This is a genomic window from Actinomadura sp. NPDC000929 (assembly GCF_040492065.1).
Classification (GTDB): domain Bacteria; phylum Actinomycetota; class Actinomycetes; order Streptosporangiales; family Streptosporangiaceae; genus Spirillospora; species Spirillospora verrucosospora.
Map to the genome: position 1 here is coordinate 1 of NZ_JBEUPA010000157.1, position 18,960 is coordinate 18,960.

Here is an 18,960-nt window from a genome sequence, read left to right on the forward strand (position 1 = left end):
CCCGCCGGCGCGCCCCCCCGGCGGGCGGGGCCCCGGAGGTTCAGTCGCCGACGTGGCAGGCCGGGCCCGGGCCGCCGAGCCCGGCGAGCAGCTCGCGCAGCAGGTCGGCGAGCTGCTCGCGGCGGTCGGGGGCGAGATGGCCGATGAGCCGGTCCTCGGCGGCGAGGAGGTCGGCGACGACGCGGTCGAGCAGGGCGTTGCCCTCCCGGGTGAGGGTGACCGCGCGCGCGTGGTACCCGGACCCGGGTGTGGTCCGCTCGACCAGCCCGGCTCCGGCGGCCCGCTCCACGCGCTGGGTGATCGCCCCGCGGGTCACCATGCAGGCGTCGGCCAGCTCGCCCGGGCTCATCCGGTACGGCGGGCCGGAGCGGCGCAGGGTGGACAGCAGGTCCAGCGTCGCGACGTCCACCCCCAGCCTCGCCAGGAGGCGGCGGCGCTCGTCGCCGAAGACCTTGGCGGCCCACCAGATCCGGGTGACGACCCCGATCGACTCCACCGGGACGCCCGGCAGTTCGCGCCGCCAGGCGTCCTGGATGGCGTCGGCGCCGTCGCGCGGCGGCTCAGCGGCCACGTTCGGCACCGCCGTTGACCTGGACGATCTGTGCGGTGACGTGCCCGGCGCCGGGCGAGGCGAGCCAGTGCACGGTCTCGGCGACGTCCCCCGGCGTCCCGGCCCGCCCGGTGTGGGTCTGCGCGACGAGCGCCGCGCGGCGCTCTTCGCTCATGGAGCCGCCGAAGAACTCGGTGTCCTCGATGAACCCGGGGGCGACCACGTTGACCGTGATGCCGCGCGGCCCGAGCGCGGCGGCGAGGTCGAACGCGTACGGGTGCAGGGCCGCCTTCATCGGGCCGTAGGACGTGCCGCCCGAGCCGCGCAGCGCCGCGACCGAGGAGATGAACACGACCCTCCCGGACGGGTTCAGCAGGTCGCGGAGCGCCTCGGTCGGCAGCACCGACGTCAGGACATTGGTGCGGAAGTTGCTCGTCCACCGCTCCAGGACGCCGCCGGAGCCGCCCTGGTACTCGGCGTTGCCGCCCGCGGCGTGGACCAGCACGTCGATCGATCCGAAGCGCTCGGCCAGCTCGGCGCGGACGCGCTCGACCCCGTCCGGATCGCTCAGGTCGGCCGGCAGCGCGGTGCCGCCGATCTCCCCGGCCGCCTTCTCCAGCACCGCGGCGCGGCGGCCGACGACGGCCACCCGGTCCCCGCCGGCCGCGAAGCGAGCCGCCACCGCCCTGCCGATGCCGGTGCCGCCGCCGCTGACCACGATCGTGCGCGCCATGTCGGAACCCCCTCTGAGTTTAGGTCTAAATTCACCCTAGCAGGGAGCCCCCGGGGCGCAGCCCGCCGCGCCTTCAGCCCGCCGCCCGCTTCACCAGGTCGGCGATCCGCGCCTCGCTCTCGGCGGTCAGCTCCGGCAGGGCGAAGGAGGTCGGCCACATGGCGCCGTCGTCGAGGGCCGCCACGTCGCTGAACCCGAGGGTCGCGTACCGCGTCTTGAACTTCGCCTTCGCCTGGAAGAAGCAGAGGACCTTGCCGTCCTTGGAGTACGCGGGCTGGCCGTACCAGAGCCTCGGCACGAGGTGCGGAGCGGCGGCCCGGACGATCGCGTGCACCCGTTCGGCGATGGCGCGGTCCGCGTCCTCCATCTCGGCGATCTTGGCGAGGACGTCGCCCTCCCCGTCGGCCCTGGCCTTGCCCGGGCTGCGGCGCGCGGCCTTCTTCAGCTCCTGGGCGTGCTCCTTCATCGCGGCCCGCTCCTCGGCGGTGAAGCCGTCGAACTTCTCGCCGGACGCCGCGCTCGTGCTCTTCTTCGTGTCGCTCATGACGGGATTCTCCTGGTTCGTTGAGGGGGTCGCCGGACGGGGTGCGCTCAGCCCCACGCGCCGGCGATCTGCCGGGTCGTGGCGTTGAGCCGGTTGAACAGGTTGGTGACGCTGATCATCAGGACGATCGCGGCCAGCTCCTTCTCGTCGAAGTAGGTGGCGGCGGCGTCCCAGACGTCGTCGCTCACGGCGTCGGCGCGGTCGGCCAGCCGCGTCGCGGCCTCGGCCAGCGCCAGCGCCGCGCGCTCCTCCTCGGTGAAGTACGGGGCCTCCCTCCAGGCGGCGACGGTGGCCAGCCGCTCGTCGGTCACCCCCGCCTTGCGCGCCGTCTTCGCGCCGGCGTCCACGCAGGCGCTGCAGCCGTTGATCTGGCTGACCCGCAGGTGCACCAGCTCCAGGGTCTCCTCCGAGACGCCGCCGGCGTGCACGGCCTTGAAAAGCTCCTGGATGGGCTTCATCGCGCCGGGCAGGACCATCGCGGGGTTCTTCATACGGGACTGCATCTGCGTTCTCCTCTGCGGTCGTGCCCCCGTCCCTCGGGGGCATGTCCCAATTCCAGCCCGGGCGGCCTACGATGACGACGTCGATGGGACACCGTGGGACAGGCGCAACGCACGTGAGCAGCGGCGACGCGCTCCGCAGGAGTTCTGCCGCGGTGGGACGGAAGGCGGGGACGGTGGTCGTGCAACAGCGCGGAGCAAAGAAGGGCGACCCGCAGGACGAGCTCGCGGCCCGGCTGCGCATGTTGCAGGAGCTGTCCGGGCTCGGCGTCCGGGCCCTCGCGCGGGACGCCGGGCTCAGCTCGTCCTCGCTGTCGCGCTACCTCAGCGGGCAGACGGTGCCGCCCTGGACGGCGGTGATCGCGCTCTGCCGCCTCCTCAAGCGCGACCCGCGCCCGCTGCGCCCCCTCTGGGAGCGGGCCTCCAGCCCGCTGCCCGCGCCGCCGAAGACCAGCCGGCAGGTGCAGCCCCCGGCCCCGCCCTCCGGCGCGCCGCGCCCGCCCCGCAACGACCTGCCGCGCGACGTCCCCGACTTCACCGGCCGCGAGGCCGAGCTCGCGGCCGTGCTCGCCGCGGTGGACGCCGGCGGCGTGGTCGCCGTGGACGGCATGGCGGGCGTCGGCAAGACATGCCTGGCGGTGCACGCCGCGCACCGGCTCGCCGCCGCCTATCCCGACGCCCAGCTCTACATCGACCTGCACGGGTTCACCGCCGGGCGGGAACCGCTCGGCGCCGACCCCGCGCTGCGGGCCCTCCTCGCCGCCCTGGACGTGCCGTCGGAGAAGATCCCGCAGGAGGGCGGCATCGAGCCGCTGGCCGCCTGCTGGCGCTCGGAACTGGCGCACCGGCGGGCCGTGGTGGTCCTCGACAACGCCGTGGACGCCGACCAGATCCGCCCGCTGCTGCCCGGCGCGGGCCCGTCCGTCGCGCTGGTCACCAGCCGCAACCGGCTGCTGGGCCTGGAGGAGGTGCCCCCCGTGTCGCTGGACGTGCTGACGCCAGGGGAGGCCGCCGACCTGCTGGCCCGCGCCAGCGGCGACCCGGGCGGATCCGACGGCCGGCTGGCCCGCGAGCCGGAGGCCGCGGCCGAGGTGCTGCGGCGGTGCGGCCACCTGCCGCTGGCGCTGCGGCTGGCGGCGGCGCGGCTGCGGCACCGGCCGGGCTGGACCGTGGGCATCCTCGTCGAGCGGATGGCCGAGGGGGCCACGGAGTTCGACACGGCGTTCGCGATGTCCGTGCGGCAGCTGGACCGGGGGCGGCGCCGCTTCTTCCGCCTGCTGGGCCTGGTGCCCGGGTCGACCTTCGACGAGCACGTGGCCGCGGCGCTGGCGGACGTCCCGCTGCGCGCAGCCCGGGCGATGCTGGAGGACCTTCTCGACGCGCACCTCGTCCAGCAGCCCGCGGCCGGGCGCTACCGGCTGCACGACCTGGTGCGCCAGCACGCGCTCCGCGCCGCCGCCGAGGAAGACCCGCCCGCCGAGCGGGAGCGGGCGCTCGGCCGGGTGCTCGACTACTACGTGCACGCGGCGGCGGCCGCGGACGCCGCGGTGTCGTACCTGCCCTCCGGCCTGGATGTCGCGGCGGGCCCGCCGCCGGCCGACCTGCCGGAGTTCGCCGGCAAGCACGCGGCGCTCCTGTGGTTCGCCACCGAGTACACCAACCTGATGGCCGTCTTCGAGGCGGCGGTCGCCGCCGGAGCCGACGCGCACGTGTGCGAGCTGCCCCGCCGCATGCGGGCCTTCTTCGCGCGGCGGTGCGGCACCACGCACCTCAACGTCCTCTTCGAGCACTCGCTGGTCGCCGCGCGGCGCCTGGACGACCCGGCGCGACTCGGGGAGGCGCACAGCGACCTCGGCTTCGCCCGCTACAACGCGGGACGGATGGCGGAGGCGGACGCCGCCTACGAGGCGGCGGAGCCGCTGGTGTCCCGGGCCGGGAACGCCAGGACGGAGGCCGAGCTGACCATGCGGCGGGGCTACCTGAAGTGGGACGAGGGCCGGGTCGAGGAACCCCTCGACCTCTTCCGGCGGGCGGGCGGGCTGTACCGGGACGCCGGCTGCCCGACGGGCTCCGCCCACGCGACCGCGTACGAGGCGTGGGCGATGCTGCAGCTCGGGCAGCGCGAGGAGGCGGCGCGGCTCGCCCGCGCCGTGCTGGAGATCCCGCACGCCGACCCCGCCTGGCCGCCCGCGCTGACGGCCCGGATCACCCTCGGCGTCGCCATCGCCGCCGAGGAGCCCGGCGAGGCTACGGAGCATCTTGAGCGGGCGCTGGCGCTGGCCCGCGAGGACGGCCACCGGCACAACGAGGCCTGGTGCCTGAACTGCCTGGGCGTCGCCCTGCGGCAGGCGGGCCGCCACGAGGAGGCGCTGGCCGCGCACCGCCGGGCCTTCGCCCTGCTGGACGAGCTGTTCGAGGAGCACTGGAAGATCCACTTCCTCTACGGCCACGCCGAGACGTGCCGGCTGGCGGGACGGCCGGAGGAGGCCCTGCGCCTGCACCGGCAGGCGCTGGAACTGGCCCCGAGGCTGGGGAACCGCCACGCCGAGGCGCTGGCCCGCGAGGGGATCGCCGCCGTCCTCGACGGGACGGACCCGGCGGCGGCCGCCGAGCACCGCGCGGCCGCGCTGGCCGTCCGGCGGGACCTCGATCCGGGCGGTCCCGCGTCCCGCACTGTTGCGGAGGCCCGATCCGGGGCATGACCCGGATGTTCCGGCTGGAAGGGGGGCCCTCGTGGAACGGCAGGCCTGGCCACGGCTGCGCGTCGCCGACTGGACGCCGACGCGCGACACCCTGCACATGTGGACGCAGATCGTCGGCAAGGTGCGTCTGGCCCACGCACCGCTGGTGAACCACTGGTGGAACGTGACGCTCTACGTCAGCCCGCGCGGGCTGACCACGTCGGCGGTCCCGTACGACGGGGGCGCTTTCGACATCGAGTTCGACTTCGTCGACCACCGGCTGCGGCTGCGGACCTCGGACGGCAGCCTCCGGGAGTTCGAGCTCGCGCCCATGCCGGTGTCGCGGTTCTACGCCCGGACGATGGCCGCCCTGCACGAGCTGGGGATCGAGACGCGCATCCAGGCGCGCCCGAACGAGGTCGAACCGGCGATCCCGTTCGAGGAGGACGACCAGCACGCCTCGTACGACCCCGAGGCGGCGCACCTGTTCTGGCGCCAGCTGCTCCAGGCGGCGCGCGTGCTGGGGGAGTTCCGGGCCCGCTACATCGGCAAGGTCAGTCCCGTGCACTTCTTCTGGGGCGCCATGGACCTCGCCTGCACGCGCTTCTCCGGGCGGGACGCGCCCGAGCACCCGGGCGGCGCCCCGAACTGCGGGGACTGGGTGATGGTCGAGGGGTACTCGCGGGAGCTCAGCAGCTGCGGGTTCTGGCCGGGCGGCGGCGAGGAGGGGTCCTTCTACGCCTACGCCTATCCCGAGCCCGCCGGGTTCGCCGACCGTCCGGTGGGCCCGTCCGGCGCCTTCTACAGCAGGGAGAACGGCCAGTTCCTGCTCCCGTACGAGGTGGTGCGGGAGAAGCCCGACCCCGACCGGGCCCTCCTGGAGTTCCTGCAGGGCACCTACGAGGCGGCGGCCGACCTCGGAGGCTGGGACCGCGCCGCACTGGAGGCCGATCCGGCGCGGTGGGACCACAAGATCCGCGAAGGGACCTGATCCGAGGCGCCGCCGCGGTCGGGTGACCGGGATGTCGGACGCCGCCGCTAGCTTGCGGTGCCATGGTCGAGACGGTGGAGATCCCGGTCGAGTGGCGCGAGCACATCCATCCGAGGCGCGGCGGCGTCCCCGGCCCGCCGGTCGCCGTGGACGAGGGGGCGGCGCGGCGGGCCCGCGAGTGGGACCTCGCGGCCCGTCCGATCGCCGAGGAGATGCTGGAGCACGAGCGCACCGACCCGGAACTCGGGCGGGCCCTGCGGGCATGGCTGGCCAAGGAGGCCGACCCGGCGGGCGCGGCGGCGGTCGCCGCCGTCGCGCTGAAGTACCTCGACGGAGTCGAGGGCGCGGCGTTCCTGGACGCGTGGGTGCTCGACCACGGGCTCGCCTTCGCCGCCTGCGCGGTCACCGAGGCGATTTCGATCGAGCCCGGCCCGGTGCCGCGCCCGGCGAAGCCCGGCCCCGGCGGGTTCGTCGTCGGGCTCGTCGCCTACGGAGACGGCGGAGCCCCCGGAGGATGGCGCGGCGAGATCCGGCGCGTCACCGTCCACGACCACTTCCCGGCCGGCCGGTGGGTCTCCGGGGACGCGGTGCTCAAGCGCCTCCGCACGCTGCTGGCCGTCGCGCCCGAGGACGAGTACGGCGAAGCCGTCGAACGGCTCTCGCGCCACCGCGGCGACGCCTGGAGGCGGCGCGTCGCGTCCTACCTCGTCCCGACCGAGACGGCCTGGCTGGACGTCTCTCCCGGCGTCTCCCTCGGAACCGGAGAGCACGACCACGAGTACCTGCTCTGCTCCCTGTCCAGCGCGGCGCAGATCCGGGAGGTGAGATGGGTGCCGGCCACCCCCGCCGTGATCGGGACCCTGCTCGACGGTCTGGGCGCGGACGCGCTCCCGCTGCTCGCCCTCGCGCTCCGGCACAGCCACGACGCCGACGAGACGCATCCGATCGTGCTGCGGGCGCTCATGGAGATCGCCGACGAGGCGGTCTTCGCGCTTTTGCTCGACCGCATGGGCGACAAGGGCGTGCCGGCCGCCTTGCAGGAGGCGGCGGAGAGGCATCCGGAACTCGCGCTCCGGGCGCTGGCCCCGCTGGCCGGCGACGACACGACCAGGGGCCTGCAGGCGGCGGGCACGGTGCGCGGGCTGCTGTACGCCAGGCCCGACCTGGCCGAGGCGGCGCCTTCGGGAAGCGTCGAGGCGCTGCTGCCCCGTCCGGCCGTTCCGGACTGCGCCGACCTGCCCGACGTGCTCACCGGCAGGCCCGCCCGCGGCGCGAAGACCGACTGGGCCGACCCGACGCTGCTGCCCCGGATCCTCACGCGCGGCCGCGACCGGGCCCTGCCCGCGAGCGCGACCCGGCGCCTGCTGGGCCTGCTCGCCAAGAAGGCGCCCGAGGCCGCGCGAATTCGCGCGTTCTGCGACCGGCACTCGCTGGCCGAGTTCTCCTGGGCGGTGTTCGAGCGCTGGCACGCGCTCGGCGCACCGACGCGGCACAACTGGGCGCTGGCGCAGCTCGGCCTGATCGGCGACGACACCACGGTGCGTCGGCTCAGCCCGCTGATCAGACTCTGGCCGGGCCAGGGGCTGACCGCACGGGCCGCGGCCGCACTGGACGTCCTGGCCGCGATCGGCTCCGACACGGCCCTCACCCACCTGTTCGAGCTGACCCGCCGCGGCCGGTACAAGGGGCTGAAGGCCAGGGCCGCCCGCAAGATCGACGAGATCGCCGCGGCGCGCGGCATGACGCGCGACGCCCTCGCCGACCGGGCCGTCCCCGACTTCGGGCTGGACGAGCGGGGCACGCTCGTCCTGGACTACGGCCCGCGCCGGTTCACCGTGACCTTCGACGAGCAGCTCGTCCCGCTGGTGGAGGAGCCCGGCGGCAAGGTGCGCAGGAGCGCGCCGAAGCCCGGCCCGAAGGACGACCCGGCCCTCGCCCCGGCCGCGCACGCCCTGTTCACCGGCCTCAAGAAGGACCTGCGGACGATCGCCGACCAGGAGATCAGGCGCCTGGAGCTGGCCATGACCACCCGGCGGAGCTGGACGCCGGAGGACTTCCGCTCCCTGTTCGTCGCCCACCCGCTGCTGGGGCACATCGTCCGCCGGCTCGTGTGGACGACCGACTCCGGGACGGCCTTCCGCGTCGACGAGGCGGGCGACTACGCCGACGTCCGCGACGACCCGTTCGCCCCCGCCCCGGACGACCGCATCGCCATCGCCCACCCGGTCCTGCTGGGCGACGACCTGCACGCCTGGGCCGAGCTGTTCGCCGACTACGAGATCCTGCAACCGTTCGAGCAGCTCGGACGGCCCGTGCACCGGCTCACCGAGGCCGAGCGCGCCGCGCACCGGCTCGCCCGGGTCGAGGGGCTCGTCCTGCCCTACGGCAAGGCCAAGGGCCACTCGCAGGGGCGCTGGGAGTCCGTGGACGCGGACGGCGGTTTCGCGGGCGGCTGGCTCGCCCGGCGCGACCCGGCCGGCCTGTACGTCGTGGCCCGCCTGAGCCCCGGCCTGGGCCACTACATGTACGGGGAGGGCGAGGACCAGAAGATCGAAGCCGTGTGGGCCGCTCCGGCCCCGGGGCGCGCCCCCGAGGACACGGTGCCGCTCGGCCGGGTCGATCCGGTCACGATGAGCGAGGCCGTCCACGACCTCGTCCGCAGCGCCTCCTAGCAGGGCGGGGGAGAAGCCGGGCTCGGGGTCCGGCCGGTTCCGAGCCCGGCGCCGCCGCGGTGCCCGCGCCCGCGGGCACCGCGGGCGTCCCGGCTCAGTAGTGCGGGTTGTTGGTCTGCGGGATCTCGATGCTGATCGGCATCTTGAAACCGGACAGGTAGAGCAGGGCGCCCTGGCGGAGGATCTCGTCGAAGGCCCAGTAGAGCTGCCGCAGCTCCTTCGGCGCCTTCGTGAGGTCGAGGAGGCCTTCGCGGACGGCGACGAAGGGCGGCCAGAGGTTCCGGATGAGCGGGTCCCACAGCGGGTCCCGCGGGATCTTCAGCCATCCGGCGATCTCGTCGCCGAGCATGAAGCGCGTGAGCGAGCCGAGGATGGGCTTGGTGAGGAGCCCGCCGTCGATCGTGGAGCCGAGGTTGAGCAGGATGTCGGCCAGCTTGACGCCCTCGGGGGTCGGCGCGAGCACCGGGGTCAGCACCTGCTCGGCCTGGGAGTTCGCCTCGTTCCACGACTTCGGGAGGTACTCGTCCCTGATGCCGAGCATGTGCCCGGCGAGCTGCCAGGACAGCAGGAACGCCTCGGACTCGGCGTCCGGGATCGGAACCTTCCACCGGACCAGGTTCTGCATGACGGTCGTGGGCAGGCTGTGCCAGGTGACCATCATGTCCGCCTGGCTGATCGGGATCTTCTCGTCGGCCGCCTTCGTCCAGTACGGGGACTTCGGCAGCAGGTGCCGCACGGCGGCGTGCACCAGCCGCGTCTTGACGCAGGTGACGATCATCTCGCCGTCGGGCTCGAACGCCTTCTCGGTGCCGATGTCGTAGCCGAGCTTGGCGGTCTTGGTGATGCGGTCCCTCATGTCCGCGCCGCCCTTGGAGTAGTAGACCGCGCGCGCCTCCTTGGGGATGGCCGTGCTCATCATCCCGCTGGCGAAGCCGTAGGTGACGCCCAGGTAGAGGCCGCGCTTCTCGTTGAACTCGAACGCGGTGGCCAGCTTGCCCGGGTCGGCCCACTCCGGCAGCCGGCGGGCGCGCTCCATGAAGTCGCGCAGATCCGCCGGCAGCCCGTCCGGCAGCGGCTGGCCGTTCCTGGTCCACGTGCGCAGCAGCTCGTTGACCCTGGGCACGTCGCCCCGGTCGAGCAGCGAGGCGACCAGCGCGTCGGCCTCCGGGTCCCACACCCACCGCGGGTCGGCGCCCGCGCCGGCGCCCGCCACCGAGCCCTCGGGCGACCACGTCCACAGGGGGGACGCCTGCGCCGGCGAGGCGACGCCGAGGGCGCCGAGCGCTCCGAGCGCTCCGCCGGTCATCAACACGTTGCGTCTGCTGGGTCTGTCCATGCCTTCGCTCCTCCTGGGGGCCGGAGGCGTGCCGCCGATAGCGAAGCCGGCCGCCCCCGGGTTTCCTGAGCTGACCGGAACACTAGACCCTTATTGGCGACGTGCCAATAGCTGGCGATCAGCGGAGCGGGAAGCCGAGCTCGCGGCCCTGCTCGCGCAGCTCGTCGCGGGCGGAGGGGTGGGCGACGTTGTCGATGATCTGCTGGGCCTGGGAGGCGGCGTCGTTCCCCCACACGGTGGCGGCGCCCCGCTCGCTGACGATGTAGCTGTGCTGGAACGAGGTGACCGGACCGGAGAGGCGCGGGATGACGGTCGAGACGTCCGCGCGCGGATGCCAGGACGGCAGGGCGATGACGGCGTGCCCGCCGGGGGAGTGCAGCGCGCCTACGACGAAGTCGGTCTGCCCGCCGAAGCCGGAGTAGATCACCCCGCGGACGCGGCTGGCGTTGGCCTGGGCGAACAGGTCGACCTGGAGCGCGGAGTTCACCGAGACCATGCGGGGACGGCGGGCGATGAGGCTCGGATCGTTGGTCTTCTCGGTGCGCAGCATCCGGATCCGCTCGTTGCGGTCGGCCCAGGCGTACAGCTCCGGACCGCCGAAGGCGAAGGACGCGGTGATCGGTGTCGCGGCGTCGAGCGCGCCCGCCTTCTCCAGCGCCAGCACCCCGTCGCTGAACATCTCCGACCAGACGCGCAGCCCCCGCCGGTCGAGCAGCGACGAGAGCACGGCGTCCGGTATGGCGCCGATGCCGAGCTGCAGGGTGGCGTCCTGCGGGACGAGCCGGGCCACCCGCTCGCCGATCTCATGAGCGACCTCGCCGGGAGGCCGGGGGACCGGGGTCGCGAGCGGCTCGTCGTCCTCGATCGCCAGGTCGATCTCGTCGGTCGACAGGACCGCGTCGCCGAACGTGTAGGGCATGCGGGGGTTGAGCTGGGCGACGACCAGGCCGCCGCGCGCGCGGACCGCCTCGATGGCCGCGGGCAGGATGTTGACCTCGATGCCGAGCGAGACGGTCCCGCCGACCGGCAGAGAGGTCTGCACGATCACCACGTCCGGCGGCAGCGAGTCCTTCAGCAGGTTCGGCACCAGCGACAGCCGCGACGGGAAGTAGCGGAGGTTCGCGCGGCCGCGCATCCCGGCGCCCACGAAGGGCGTCTCCAGGTCCACCCCGTCGCGCTCAGGCAGGTCCAGCTGGGCGTTGAGCATGAACAGGCGGTACTCGGCGACCGCGGAGTCCAGGAGCCGCAGGGCCCGCCGGGGGGCGGCGAAGTTGCCGCCGGCCACGATCCGGGGCCGTCCCGGCAGCCCGGCCAGCACCCGTGCCAGATCCTCCTGGGAGACAACGCGCATCGAGATCCCTTTCCGAGAGACTTCACGACCAGGTCGCGGCGGGTCCGCGTGGCCAGTCTGCCCGACCGGCGGGACGGCGCCGGGGCCGAGGGCGGCGACGCCATGGGCGGCGATGAGTTCGCGGCCCCGCCGCGGTCATCACCTGTGACGCATCCCGACGCACGAGGAGCGACATGTCTCTCGATCTCTTCGCAGGCATCCCCGTCACCGACTACGCGGAGGCGCTGCCGTGGTACGAGCGGTTCTTCGGCGCGGAGCCGTCGTTCCTGCCCAATGACGTCGAGGCCGTCTGGGAGGTGGCCGAGCACCGGTACGTCTACATCGTGCAGGACCCGGAGCGGGCCGGGCACGCCCTGGTGCTCGCGTTCGTCGACGATCTCGCCGACCGGGTCGCGGGGGTCGCGCGGCGGGGCATCCCGCCGGCGGGACGCGAGGAGTACGGCGGCGGCGTGACCAAGGTGGTCTTCCGCGACCCGGAGGGCAACGAGATCGGTTTCGGCGGCGCCGGCTGACGCGCTAGGCCGCCCGCCTCCCGGCGAGGTGCCGCAGCTCGGCGGCGCACATCATGAGCCTGCGCACCGGAAGGTGCCGGGCGTAGTGGTCCAGGTCGGCGCCGAGCGCGAACACGTGCACCGGGACCCCGGCGCCGCGGCCGGACTCGACGGCCTGGCGCAGCGCGGCCAGGACCGCCGGATGCCGGGTCTGGTAGGCGGCCGAGACCAGGTGGTTCCCGCGGTCGGCGGCGAGATAGAACTGGATCAGGTCCTTGGTGCCGACGAACAGCTCGCCCGCCCCGGAGGCGCAGAAGTCGGCCGCCGAGTGCACCGCGGCCGGCGTCTCGACGAAGACGGCGAGCGGCGTCTCGTCCCCGAGGCCGAGGAACCGCCGCAGCCGCACGTACTCGTCGCGGTCGTTGATGAACGGAACGGCGAAGCGCACCCGGTCAGCGTCCGCGCCCAGCCGGTCCCGCAGGCGGGCGCGCAGCGCCCGGAAGGCGTGCGGGTAGCGGCGCTCCCGCAGCAGCCACCGGGCGCCGTGCCGGCCGAGTTCGGGGTTCGGCTCGTCGTCCACGTGGGCGCCGGACGTGATCTTGGCGGCGTCGTCGGAGCGCAGGTCGAGGAGCCTCATGATCAGTCGCTGGCCGGGCAGGAGTTCGCGCACCATCGGGCACAGCTCCGACGCCACGGCCGCGCCGTAGCGCTCGGCCTCCCGGACGCCCTCCCGGAGCGAGTCGATCGGGCTCAGCCCGGCGGAGAAGCAGACGAACTCCTCGCGAATGAAGAAGGAGTCGGCGTGCTCCACGCGCGGTGCGAGGGCGTTGGTCGCCCGGATGTCGGTGGTGTCGGCGACGACCACGCAGATCGACTCGACCCCGCCGAAGGCGGCGGCCGGGCGCCTCGGGGCGGGCGCCGCCGGCGCGGCCTCGCCGAGGACGACCGACGCGCGATCGAGCAGGAGCGTGGCCTCCCCGGCGAGCGATTCCAGATCGGACGGCGCGACGCGCAGCACGGGGATTCCGCGGGAACGGCAAAGGGATTGCATGTGGCCGGTCCGGCCGCCTTTGGCGCAGATCACGGCGGAGCAGGCGACGATGGCGTCGTAGAGGTCGGGACCGAGCGCATCGACGACGAGAATGGCGCCGCCGACCGGTTTCCTACTGCGGTTGCAAGGTCCTTGAACGGATCGCTGGTGCGAATCGACGAGCACAACCCCTGGAACTTCGCGAGGGCTCACGGACGTCCTCTCTCTCGCCGGACCCGGGTGGCGGCGCCGGCCCGGCCGCGCCGAAAGCGACGCGCGGTCGGGCCCGTCCCGGGCAGAGCATGAATAGAGAGTTACAGCCGTGGATGAGAAAACGCACCCGCTCGAATGCCGATACGCCTTTTCGGGCTATCGGGAATCCGGCGGCCCGTCGAGTTCGAGCAGCGCACGGAGGTCCCGTGGCGTTACGGACAGGTCGTTGAGCTCGGCCGTGGCCTCGATGTTCACGACGAAGCGCAGCGCCCCCTCCGAAGCGGCGGCCTCGCCGTCGGCGGTCATGGCGCCGCGCAGGGCCCGGAGACCGCTCGCGAGCCGCGCCGCCGCCACCCGCCGGTCGCGGCGGCGCCGGGCGGCCATCCGGTGCACGTCGAGGCGGACCGCGCGGGCGAACGCCTCGCGCACCGCGTCGTCCGCGCCGTGGGCCACCGCCTTGGACACGGTCTCGGCCGGTTCCTCGTAGCGGGATTCGAGGTCGCGCAGCACGGCCGCGGCGACGCCGACCGAATGGTTCTTGATCGCGGCGAGGTTGAACGTGAACGCGCCCATCCGGCCGTACCGGGTGATCTCGTCACCCTCCCGGGGGCAGCCGACCACGGTGATCGGGGCGATGCGCACGCCGGCCGGTCCGAGCAGGAAGCCGTGGCCGTCCACCTCGACGCCGCGCCCGGTCCGCCGGTGCCGCACCGCGAGCCCCCTGCGCAGCAGGTTCCTCCAGAGCGCCGAGCCGACCCGCCCGTAGTCGGTCTCCCGACCGAAGTTGGAGATCACCAGGTCCGCCTCGACCGTCCTCGCCGGCGCGGGCCCGGACACCGCCACCCGCAGGGCGCCGGCCTCGGTGGCGGTGATCGAGCGGACGGCGCCGGTCGTGAGGACGACCTGACCGCCCTCCGCCATCGCGGCGTCGACGAACTCGGTGATGTCGGGCACGGCGCCGACGCGCAGTGTGGCCAGCAGGCTCGCGTACCGGTCGAGGAGCGCGCGGAGATCGGCCGAGGGGACCCGGGCGAGGACCTCGGGCAGGTGGGGCTCCCAGGACTTGGCGATGCGCTCGCTCACGACCGCGGGCGGCACGCCGGGGTGCCGCCGGGCGACGTGGGCGCGGGCGCGTTCCCACTCGTCCCTGAAGAGCCGGACGAGCTCGTCGCACCCCTCGTAGCCGTCGGCGTGCAGCCGCGGGGCCGGAAGGTCGAGGACGTGGTGCCGGTGGTCGGAGGGATAGGTGCGCAGCGTCAGCCCGGAACGGGAGATCATGTGGATCTTCCCGGTGTGGCCGTGCCGCAGCAGGAGCGACGCCGAGTCGTACGCGCTCAGCAGCGTGCCGATGATGGCGACCTCGGCGTCCCGCCGCACGCCGAGGATCCGCTCGATGCCCTGCTCGGAGTACGGATGCCGGACGAAGCAGGGGTGGTCCTCGACGCCGGCGGCGAACGGGAGCTCCCGCTCTTCCAGCCCCGTGGCGAGGACGGCGTGGTCGGCCTCGATCGTCAGCGGGTCAGGCCCGGCGCCGGTCCGGGGCGAGGAGCGCCTCTCGACGACCACGCGAACGCGGTCGGCGCCGCCCTCGGTGCGGACCGTCATGTCGACCGCCTCGCCGTCGACTTCGAGCAGCTCCACGCCGTCCGACGCCTCGCGCGCGGCCTCGGCCAGGCGCGTGCTCAGGTAGTCGGCGTAGAGCCTGCGGGGCGCCGGCCCGGACTCGGTGAAGGTGAAGCCGCTCCACCTCGGGGGCCAGCCGGTCCGGTCGGCCTCGGTGTTGGCCCAGTCCACGAAATCGTCGACGTCCTCCCGGAACATCGACATCCGGCCCGCCTGAATATTGAAGACGTGATGCCAGTGGTTGCCCGAAGGATGATAGGCCACGCCCGCACTGCGATATTCGGGCCGCCGCTCTATCAGCACCACTTGTAAAGGTTCCCGGGCGAACTGCATGAGACGTATGGCGGTGGCGGTTCCGGCTAAGCCCGCTCCGACGACGACGACTCTTCGGGTCTCTGGAAAGCCCACGTGGCAACCCCCGCCCGCACCGAACGGCTACAAAGCATTCACTGTTGAGCGTAGCGCATTGTCATCCGCGCTCAATGGTTCGGCGGCCGATCGGGTGGAGCATATTCGTGCGGCGGCGCCCCGCTCGGCGCCGGGGCCAATGCGCCGGCGTTCGCGCGCCGGAAAATCGGCTTCCCGTGAATGGCCTCGCCCGCCGAGCAATTCGCTATATGAATTATTAGCGGATGCCTGGACGGTCGAACGGCGGGCGCGGCGTTCGGGAGCCGCGTCACGTGGGCGGGGCCGCGCCGGCCCGCGCCCGTCCGGGTCTCCGGGCGCTACCGGTTTTCCCTGTGGCGGCCGCGCGGCGCTCCAGGTGATCTTTCGCGTCTCAGACGGTGAGGCGGCGCCAGACCTCGTCGAGGGCCAGGTGCAGGGCGCCGGTGAGGACGGTGTCCTCGGCGAGGCCGGAGAACTCCACGGCGGGCGGGGTCAGGGTCAGCTCGGTGAGGTGCCGGGTGATCGCGGTGAGCAGGACGGGCCCGGCCCGGGCGACGCCGCCGCCGATCACGACGGCGTCGGGGTCGAGGACGAGCACGGCGGGCGCGATCGCCTGCGCGAAGGTCGCGGCCACGGCCTCCACGACCCGCTGGGCGGCGGCGTCGCCGGCCGCGGCGGCGGCGAAGACGGAGGCGGCGTCGGGCTCGCCGTGCCGCAGGGCGGACTCGGGGTGGCGGCGGGCGGCGCGGCGGGCCCGCGCGGCGATGGCCTCGGCGCCGATGGTGCGCTCCAGCGGCCCCCGCCCGTCGCCGGTCTCCGGGACGCGTCCGGGCGGGCGGATGAAGCCGATCTCCCCGGCGGCGCCCGAGCCGCGGTGGAGGCGGCCGTCGATCACGACGCCGGCGCCGAGGCGCTCGCCCCACTGAACGGCCAACAGGGTCCCGCGCTCCCCGGCGACGGCCAGGGCGGCGAGGTTGGCGTCGTTCTCCACCTGGACGGGGCAGGGGAAGCGGTCGCGCAGGTGGCCGGCGAGGTCGACCGACGTCCAGCCCGGGACGCTCGGTGCCAGCAGGACGCGTCCGGCTCCGGGGTCGACGATGCCCGGGGTGGCGGCCACCACGCCGGCGATCTCGTCCGCGCCGAGGCCGGCCTCGCCCAGGGCGCGCCCGACCACCTCGTCGACGGCGCGCAGGAGGTGGCCGGCCTCGCTCCGCCCGACCGGGCGGCGCACGGCCGCCAGGCGCCGGGCGGCGAGGTCGCTCACCCCCGCGCTGACCGTGTGGGGGCCGACGTCGAGCCCCAGCACGGGCGCGGCGCGTCCCCGCAGCGAGACGCGCACGGCGGGGCGGCCGCCGTGCCGCGAGGCGGCCGCCGGATCGTGCTGCTGGAGCCAGCCCGCCTCGACCAGGTCGTCCACCGCCTGCCCCACGGTGGGGCGGGTGAGCCCGGTGAGCTCGACGAGTTCGGCGAGGCGCAGCGGATCGGGCGCGCGCCCGCGCACCGCGCGCAGGACGGCGGCGGTGTTGAGGCGGCGCAGCACCGGGGTGCCGACCGCGCGATCCTCTCCCATGCCCCTCCAGAAGATCGCGGACGGACCCTTGACCGAGGGCCCCGGCGCCCTCATGATGAAGGCCGCTCCAGTTTTTCAACGAGCTTAACAAACCTCGCGGTGGAGGTGTCCGCCATGGTCCCGGGCCGACGGAGGGAAGCCGGTGGCCGCATGCGGTCGGCCATCGTCATGCTGGTCGCACTGCTCGCGCTCCCGCTGACCGCGGTGGCCCCGGCGGCGGCGCTCGGCGCGGAGCCGGCGGCCCCCGCCACGGGACCCGCCGCCCGCGCGCTGGAGCGGCTCCTCGGCCGGGGCAGGGCCGCCCAGGTCGTGCTGCGGACGCTCCCCAACGGCTCCGGCCCCGACCGCTTCAGGGTCTCCGCCGAGGACGGTCGCCTGGTCGTCGCGGGCACCACCCCGGCCGTCCAGCTCACCGGGTTCGGCCGCTACCTGCGGGAGGTCGCGCACGCGAACGTCGCGATCGGCGGGACGCAGCTCGACCTGCCCGGGCGGCTTCCCCTGCCCTCCGCGCCGATCGAGGCGGACTCCTCGGTCGCGCACCGGTTCGCGCTCAACGACACCAACGAGGGATACGCCGGCGCGTACCTGAGCTGGGAGGAGTGGGAGCGCCGCATCGACGCGCTCGCGCTGCTCGGCATCAACGAGGTCCTGGTGTACGAGGGGCAGGACGCGGTCTACCAGCGGACGTTCCAGCAGTTCGGCTACAGCGCGGCGGACATGCGCGCCTGGATCCCGCAGCCGGGCCACCAGGCGTGGTGGCTGCTGCAGAACATGTGCTGCACCGACTCGCCGATCTCCCAGCAGCTGATCGACCGGCGCGCGGCGCTCGCGCGGCGCATGGTCGACCGGCTGCGCGAGCTGGGCATGACGCCGGTGCTGCCCGGCTACTACGGCACCGTCCCGACCGACTTCGAGACCCGCAACCCGGGGGCGAACACCGTCCCGCAGGGCACCTGGAACGGTTTGGAGCGCCCCGACTGGCTCGACCCGACCGGGCCCGAGTTCGGCAAGGTCGCGGCGGCCTTCTACAAGGCGCAGACCCAGCTGTACAGGGCGAGCACGATGTACAAGATGGACCTGCTGCACGAGGGCGGGCGGGCCGGGTCCGTGCCGGTGCCCGAGGCGTCCCGGGCCGTGCAGGACGCCCTCGAAGCGGCGCATCCCGGCGCGACCTGGGTGATCCTCGGCTGGCAGAACAACCCCCGCGCGGAGACCCTCCAGGCGGTCGACCGCTCGCGGATGTTCATCGTGGACGGCATCACCGAGCAGCCCGGGGTGACCGACCGCGACAAGGACTTCCTCGGCACGCAGTACGCGTTCGGCACGATCTGGAACTTCGGCGGCCACCAGAACTTCGGCGCGGGCCTCACCGTGTGGAACGAGAAGTTCCACGCCTGGCGCGCCAGGCGGGGCACGGCCATGAACGGCATCGCGCTGATGCCCGAGGCCATCGACAACAACCCGGCGGCGGTCGCGTTCTTCGCCGACATGCCGTGGCGGGACGGCCCGGTCGACGTGGACGCCTGGTTCGACGAGTACGCCACGGCCCGGTACGGCGCCGCCGACCCGCACGCGCTCGCGGCCTGGCGGATCATCGGCCGGACCGCCTACGCGTGGCCCGCGGGCAAGGACACCCGGCACGTGACCGGCCTGTTCGACGACCAGCCGAGCCTCACCACCACCGGGACGCCGCTCCAGTACGACCCGGGCGAGTTCGAGAAGGCCCTGCGCGAACTGCTCGACGTCGATCCGCGCCTGCGGCGCTCCGGCGCGTACCGCTACGACCTCGTGGACGTCGCCAGGCAGGTGCTGGCGAACCGCGGCCGGCTGCTCCTGCCGAAGATCCGCGCCGCCTACCGGGACGGCGACCGCACCGCGTTCGCGCGGCTCACCGCCCGCTGGACGAGCGAGATCCGCCTCATGGACGACGTCCTCGGCGCCGACCCGCACTTCCTCCTCGGGACCTGGCAGCGCGAGGCGGCCCGGCAGGCGGCGGACCCCCGGGAGGCGCGGACCCTCGACTACAACCTCAAGTCGCTGGTCACGCTGTGGGAGAGCGACAGCCCCGGCCTCCAGGACTACGCGCGCCGCGAGTTCAACGGGCTGGTCGGCGGCTACTACGCCGAGCGCTGGAAGCTGTTCTTCGACGAGCTCGGGCGCGCGATGAGGACCGGCGCCGAGCCGCGGCGGATCGACTGGCGCGCCGTCGCCGAGCGCTGGGCGCGCGCGGGCACCCGCTACGCCGCCGAGCCGCGCGGCGACGCCCACCGGCTGGCGCGGCGGGTGGC

The 18,960-nt window shown here is 74.2% G+C and carries 14 protein-coding genes; 5 read left to right on the forward strand and 9 right to left on the reverse strand.

Translation table 11 applies throughout. The annotated features are described in order from the left end of the window. Nucleotides 1–40: 40 nt before the first annotated feature. The 4 genes from ABWI04_RS35540 to ABWI04_RS35555 form a co-directional block, all read right to left on the reverse strand. Complete coding sequence (locus ABWI04_RS35540; protein ID WP_353835133.1) at nucleotides 41–571, reverse strand: MarR family winged helix-turn-helix transcriptional regulator; 531 nt, start codon at nucleotides 569–571, stop codon at nucleotides 41–43. Continuing rightward, the gene (locus ABWI04_RS35545) at nucleotides 561–1,283 is read right to left on the reverse strand and encodes an SDR family NAD(P)-dependent oxidoreductase (RefSeq protein ID WP_353835134.1); all 723 of its coding nucleotides are present in this window, start codon (nucleotides 1,281–1,283) and stop codon (nucleotides 561–563) included. Before ABWI04_RS35545 ends, ABWI04_RS35540 begins: the two co-directional genes overlap by 11 nt. Nucleotides 1,284–1,356: 73 nt before the next feature. Continuing rightward, nucleotides 1,357–1,827, reverse strand: a complete 471-nt coding sequence (locus ABWI04_RS35550; protein ID WP_353835135.1) for an iron chaperone — start codon at nucleotides 1,825–1,827, stop codon at nucleotides 1,357–1,359. A 47-nt stretch (nucleotides 1,828–1,874) separates the two neighbouring features. Continuing rightward, nucleotides 1,875–2,330, reverse strand: a complete 456-nt coding sequence (locus ABWI04_RS35555; RefSeq protein ID WP_345181264.1) for a carboxymuconolactone decarboxylase family protein — start codon at nucleotides 2,328–2,330, stop codon at nucleotides 1,875–1,877. Nucleotides 2,331–2,482: 152 nt separating this feature from the next. Here ABWI04_RS35555 and ABWI04_RS35560 point away from each other — a divergent pair, with 152 nt between their 5' ends. From ABWI04_RS35560 to ABWI04_RS35570, 3 genes are all read left to right on the forward strand, one after another. Further along, nucleotides 2,483–5,029: a tetratricopeptide repeat protein gene (locus tag ABWI04_RS35560; protein ID WP_353835136.1), complete on the forward strand. Its 2,547-nt coding sequence runs from the start codon at nucleotides 2,483–2,485 to the stop codon at nucleotides 5,027–5,029. A gap of 31 nt (nucleotides 5,030–5,060) precedes the next feature. Beyond that, entirely contained in the window at nucleotides 5,061–5,999 is a 939-nt protein-coding gene (locus ABWI04_RS35565) for a DUF5996 family protein (RefSeq protein WP_353835137.1), read from the forward strand. 62 nt (nucleotides 6,000–6,061) lie between these two features. Further along, nucleotides 6,062–8,671 (forward strand): DUF4132 domain-containing protein, encoded by a 2,610-nt coding sequence (locus ABWI04_RS35570; RefSeq protein ID WP_353835138.1) that lies wholly within the window; start codon nucleotides 6,062–6,064, stop codon nucleotides 8,669–8,671. A 94-nt stretch (nucleotides 8,672–8,765) separates the two neighbouring features. Here the strand turns inward: ABWI04_RS35570 and ABWI04_RS35575 are convergent, their stop codons facing one another. Together ABWI04_RS35575 and ABWI04_RS35580 are read right to left on the reverse strand one after the other, a co-directional pair. Continuing rightward, nucleotides 8,766–10,007 (reverse strand): oxygenase MpaB family protein, encoded by a 1,242-nt coding sequence (locus ABWI04_RS35575; protein WP_353835139.1) that lies wholly within the window; start codon nucleotides 10,005–10,007, stop codon nucleotides 8,766–8,768. Nucleotides 10,008–10,125: 118 nt separating this feature from the next. After that, nucleotides 10,126–11,358, reverse strand: a complete 1,233-nt coding sequence (locus ABWI04_RS35580; RefSeq protein WP_345181250.1) for an acetyl-CoA hydrolase/transferase family protein — start codon at nucleotides 11,356–11,358, stop codon at nucleotides 10,126–10,128. A 173-nt stretch (nucleotides 11,359–11,531) separates the two neighbouring features. Here ABWI04_RS35580 and ABWI04_RS35585 point away from each other — a divergent pair, with 173 nt between their 5' ends. After that, a complete protein-coding gene (locus tag ABWI04_RS35585) occupies nucleotides 11,532–11,870 on the forward strand; it encodes a VOC family protein (RefSeq protein ID WP_345181248.1) in 339 nt (112 codons plus the stop codon). A 4-nt stretch (nucleotides 11,871–11,874) separates the two neighbouring features. Here ABWI04_RS35585 and ABWI04_RS35590 read toward each other — a convergent pair whose 3' ends face one another. From ABWI04_RS35590 to ABWI04_RS35600, 3 genes are all read right to left on the reverse strand, one after another. Further along, nucleotides 11,875–13,092 (reverse strand): putative PEP-binding protein, encoded by a 1,218-nt coding sequence (locus tag ABWI04_RS35590; protein ID WP_353835140.1) that lies wholly within the window; start codon nucleotides 13,090–13,092, stop codon nucleotides 11,875–11,877. 156 nt (nucleotides 13,093–13,248) lie between these two features. Beyond that, entirely contained in the window at nucleotides 13,249–15,123 is a 1,875-nt protein-coding gene (locus ABWI04_RS35595; protein WP_353835141.1) for an FAD/NAD(P)-binding protein, read from the reverse strand. Nucleotides 15,124–15,493: 370 nt separating this feature from the next. After that, nucleotides 15,494–16,672: an ROK family transcriptional regulator gene (locus ABWI04_RS35600; protein ID WP_345181241.1), complete on the reverse strand. Its 1,179-nt coding sequence runs from the start codon at nucleotides 16,670–16,672 to the stop codon at nucleotides 15,494–15,496. Between the two features lie 150 nt (nucleotides 16,673–16,822). Here ABWI04_RS35600 and ABWI04_RS35605 point away from each other — a divergent pair. Continuing rightward, on the forward strand, nucleotides 16,823–18,960 hold a 2,138-nt coding region (locus ABWI04_RS35605; RefSeq protein WP_353835142.1), incomplete at its 3' end, for an alpha-N-acetylglucosaminidase.

Bases quoted from the DNA above. Each gene is read 5' to 3' on its own strand.
- ABWI04_RS35575 (WP_353835139.1), bottom strand. From the start codon at position 10,007: ATGGACAGACCCAGCAGACGCAACGTGTTGATGACCGGCGGAGCGCTC.
- ABWI04_RS35600 (WP_345181241.1), bottom strand. From the start codon at position 16,672: ATGGGAGAGGATCGCGCGGTCGGCACCCCGGTGCTGCGCCGCCTCAAC.
- ABWI04_RS35555 (WP_345181264.1), bottom strand. From the start codon at position 2,330: ATGCAGTCCCGTATGAAGAACCCCGCGATGGTCCTGCCCGGCGCGATG.
- ABWI04_RS35580 (WP_345181250.1), bottom strand. From the start codon at position 11,358: ATGCGCGTTGTCTCCCAGGAGGATCTGGCACGGGTGCTGGCCGGGCTG.
- ABWI04_RS35585 (WP_345181248.1), top strand. From the start codon at position 11,532: ATGTCTCTCGATCTCTTCGCAGGCATCCCCGTCACCGACTACGCGGAG.
- ABWI04_RS35545 (WP_353835134.1), bottom strand. From the start codon at position 1,283: ATGGCGCGCACGATCGTGGTCAGCGGCGGCGGCACCGGCATCGGCAGG.
- ABWI04_RS35570 (WP_353835138.1), top strand. From the start codon at position 6,062: ATGGTCGAGACGGTGGAGATCCCGGTCGAGTGGCGCGAGCACATCCAT.
- ABWI04_RS35550 (WP_353835135.1), bottom strand. From the start codon at position 1,827: ATGAGCGACACGAAGAAGAGCACGAGCGCGGCGTCCGGCGAGAAGTTC.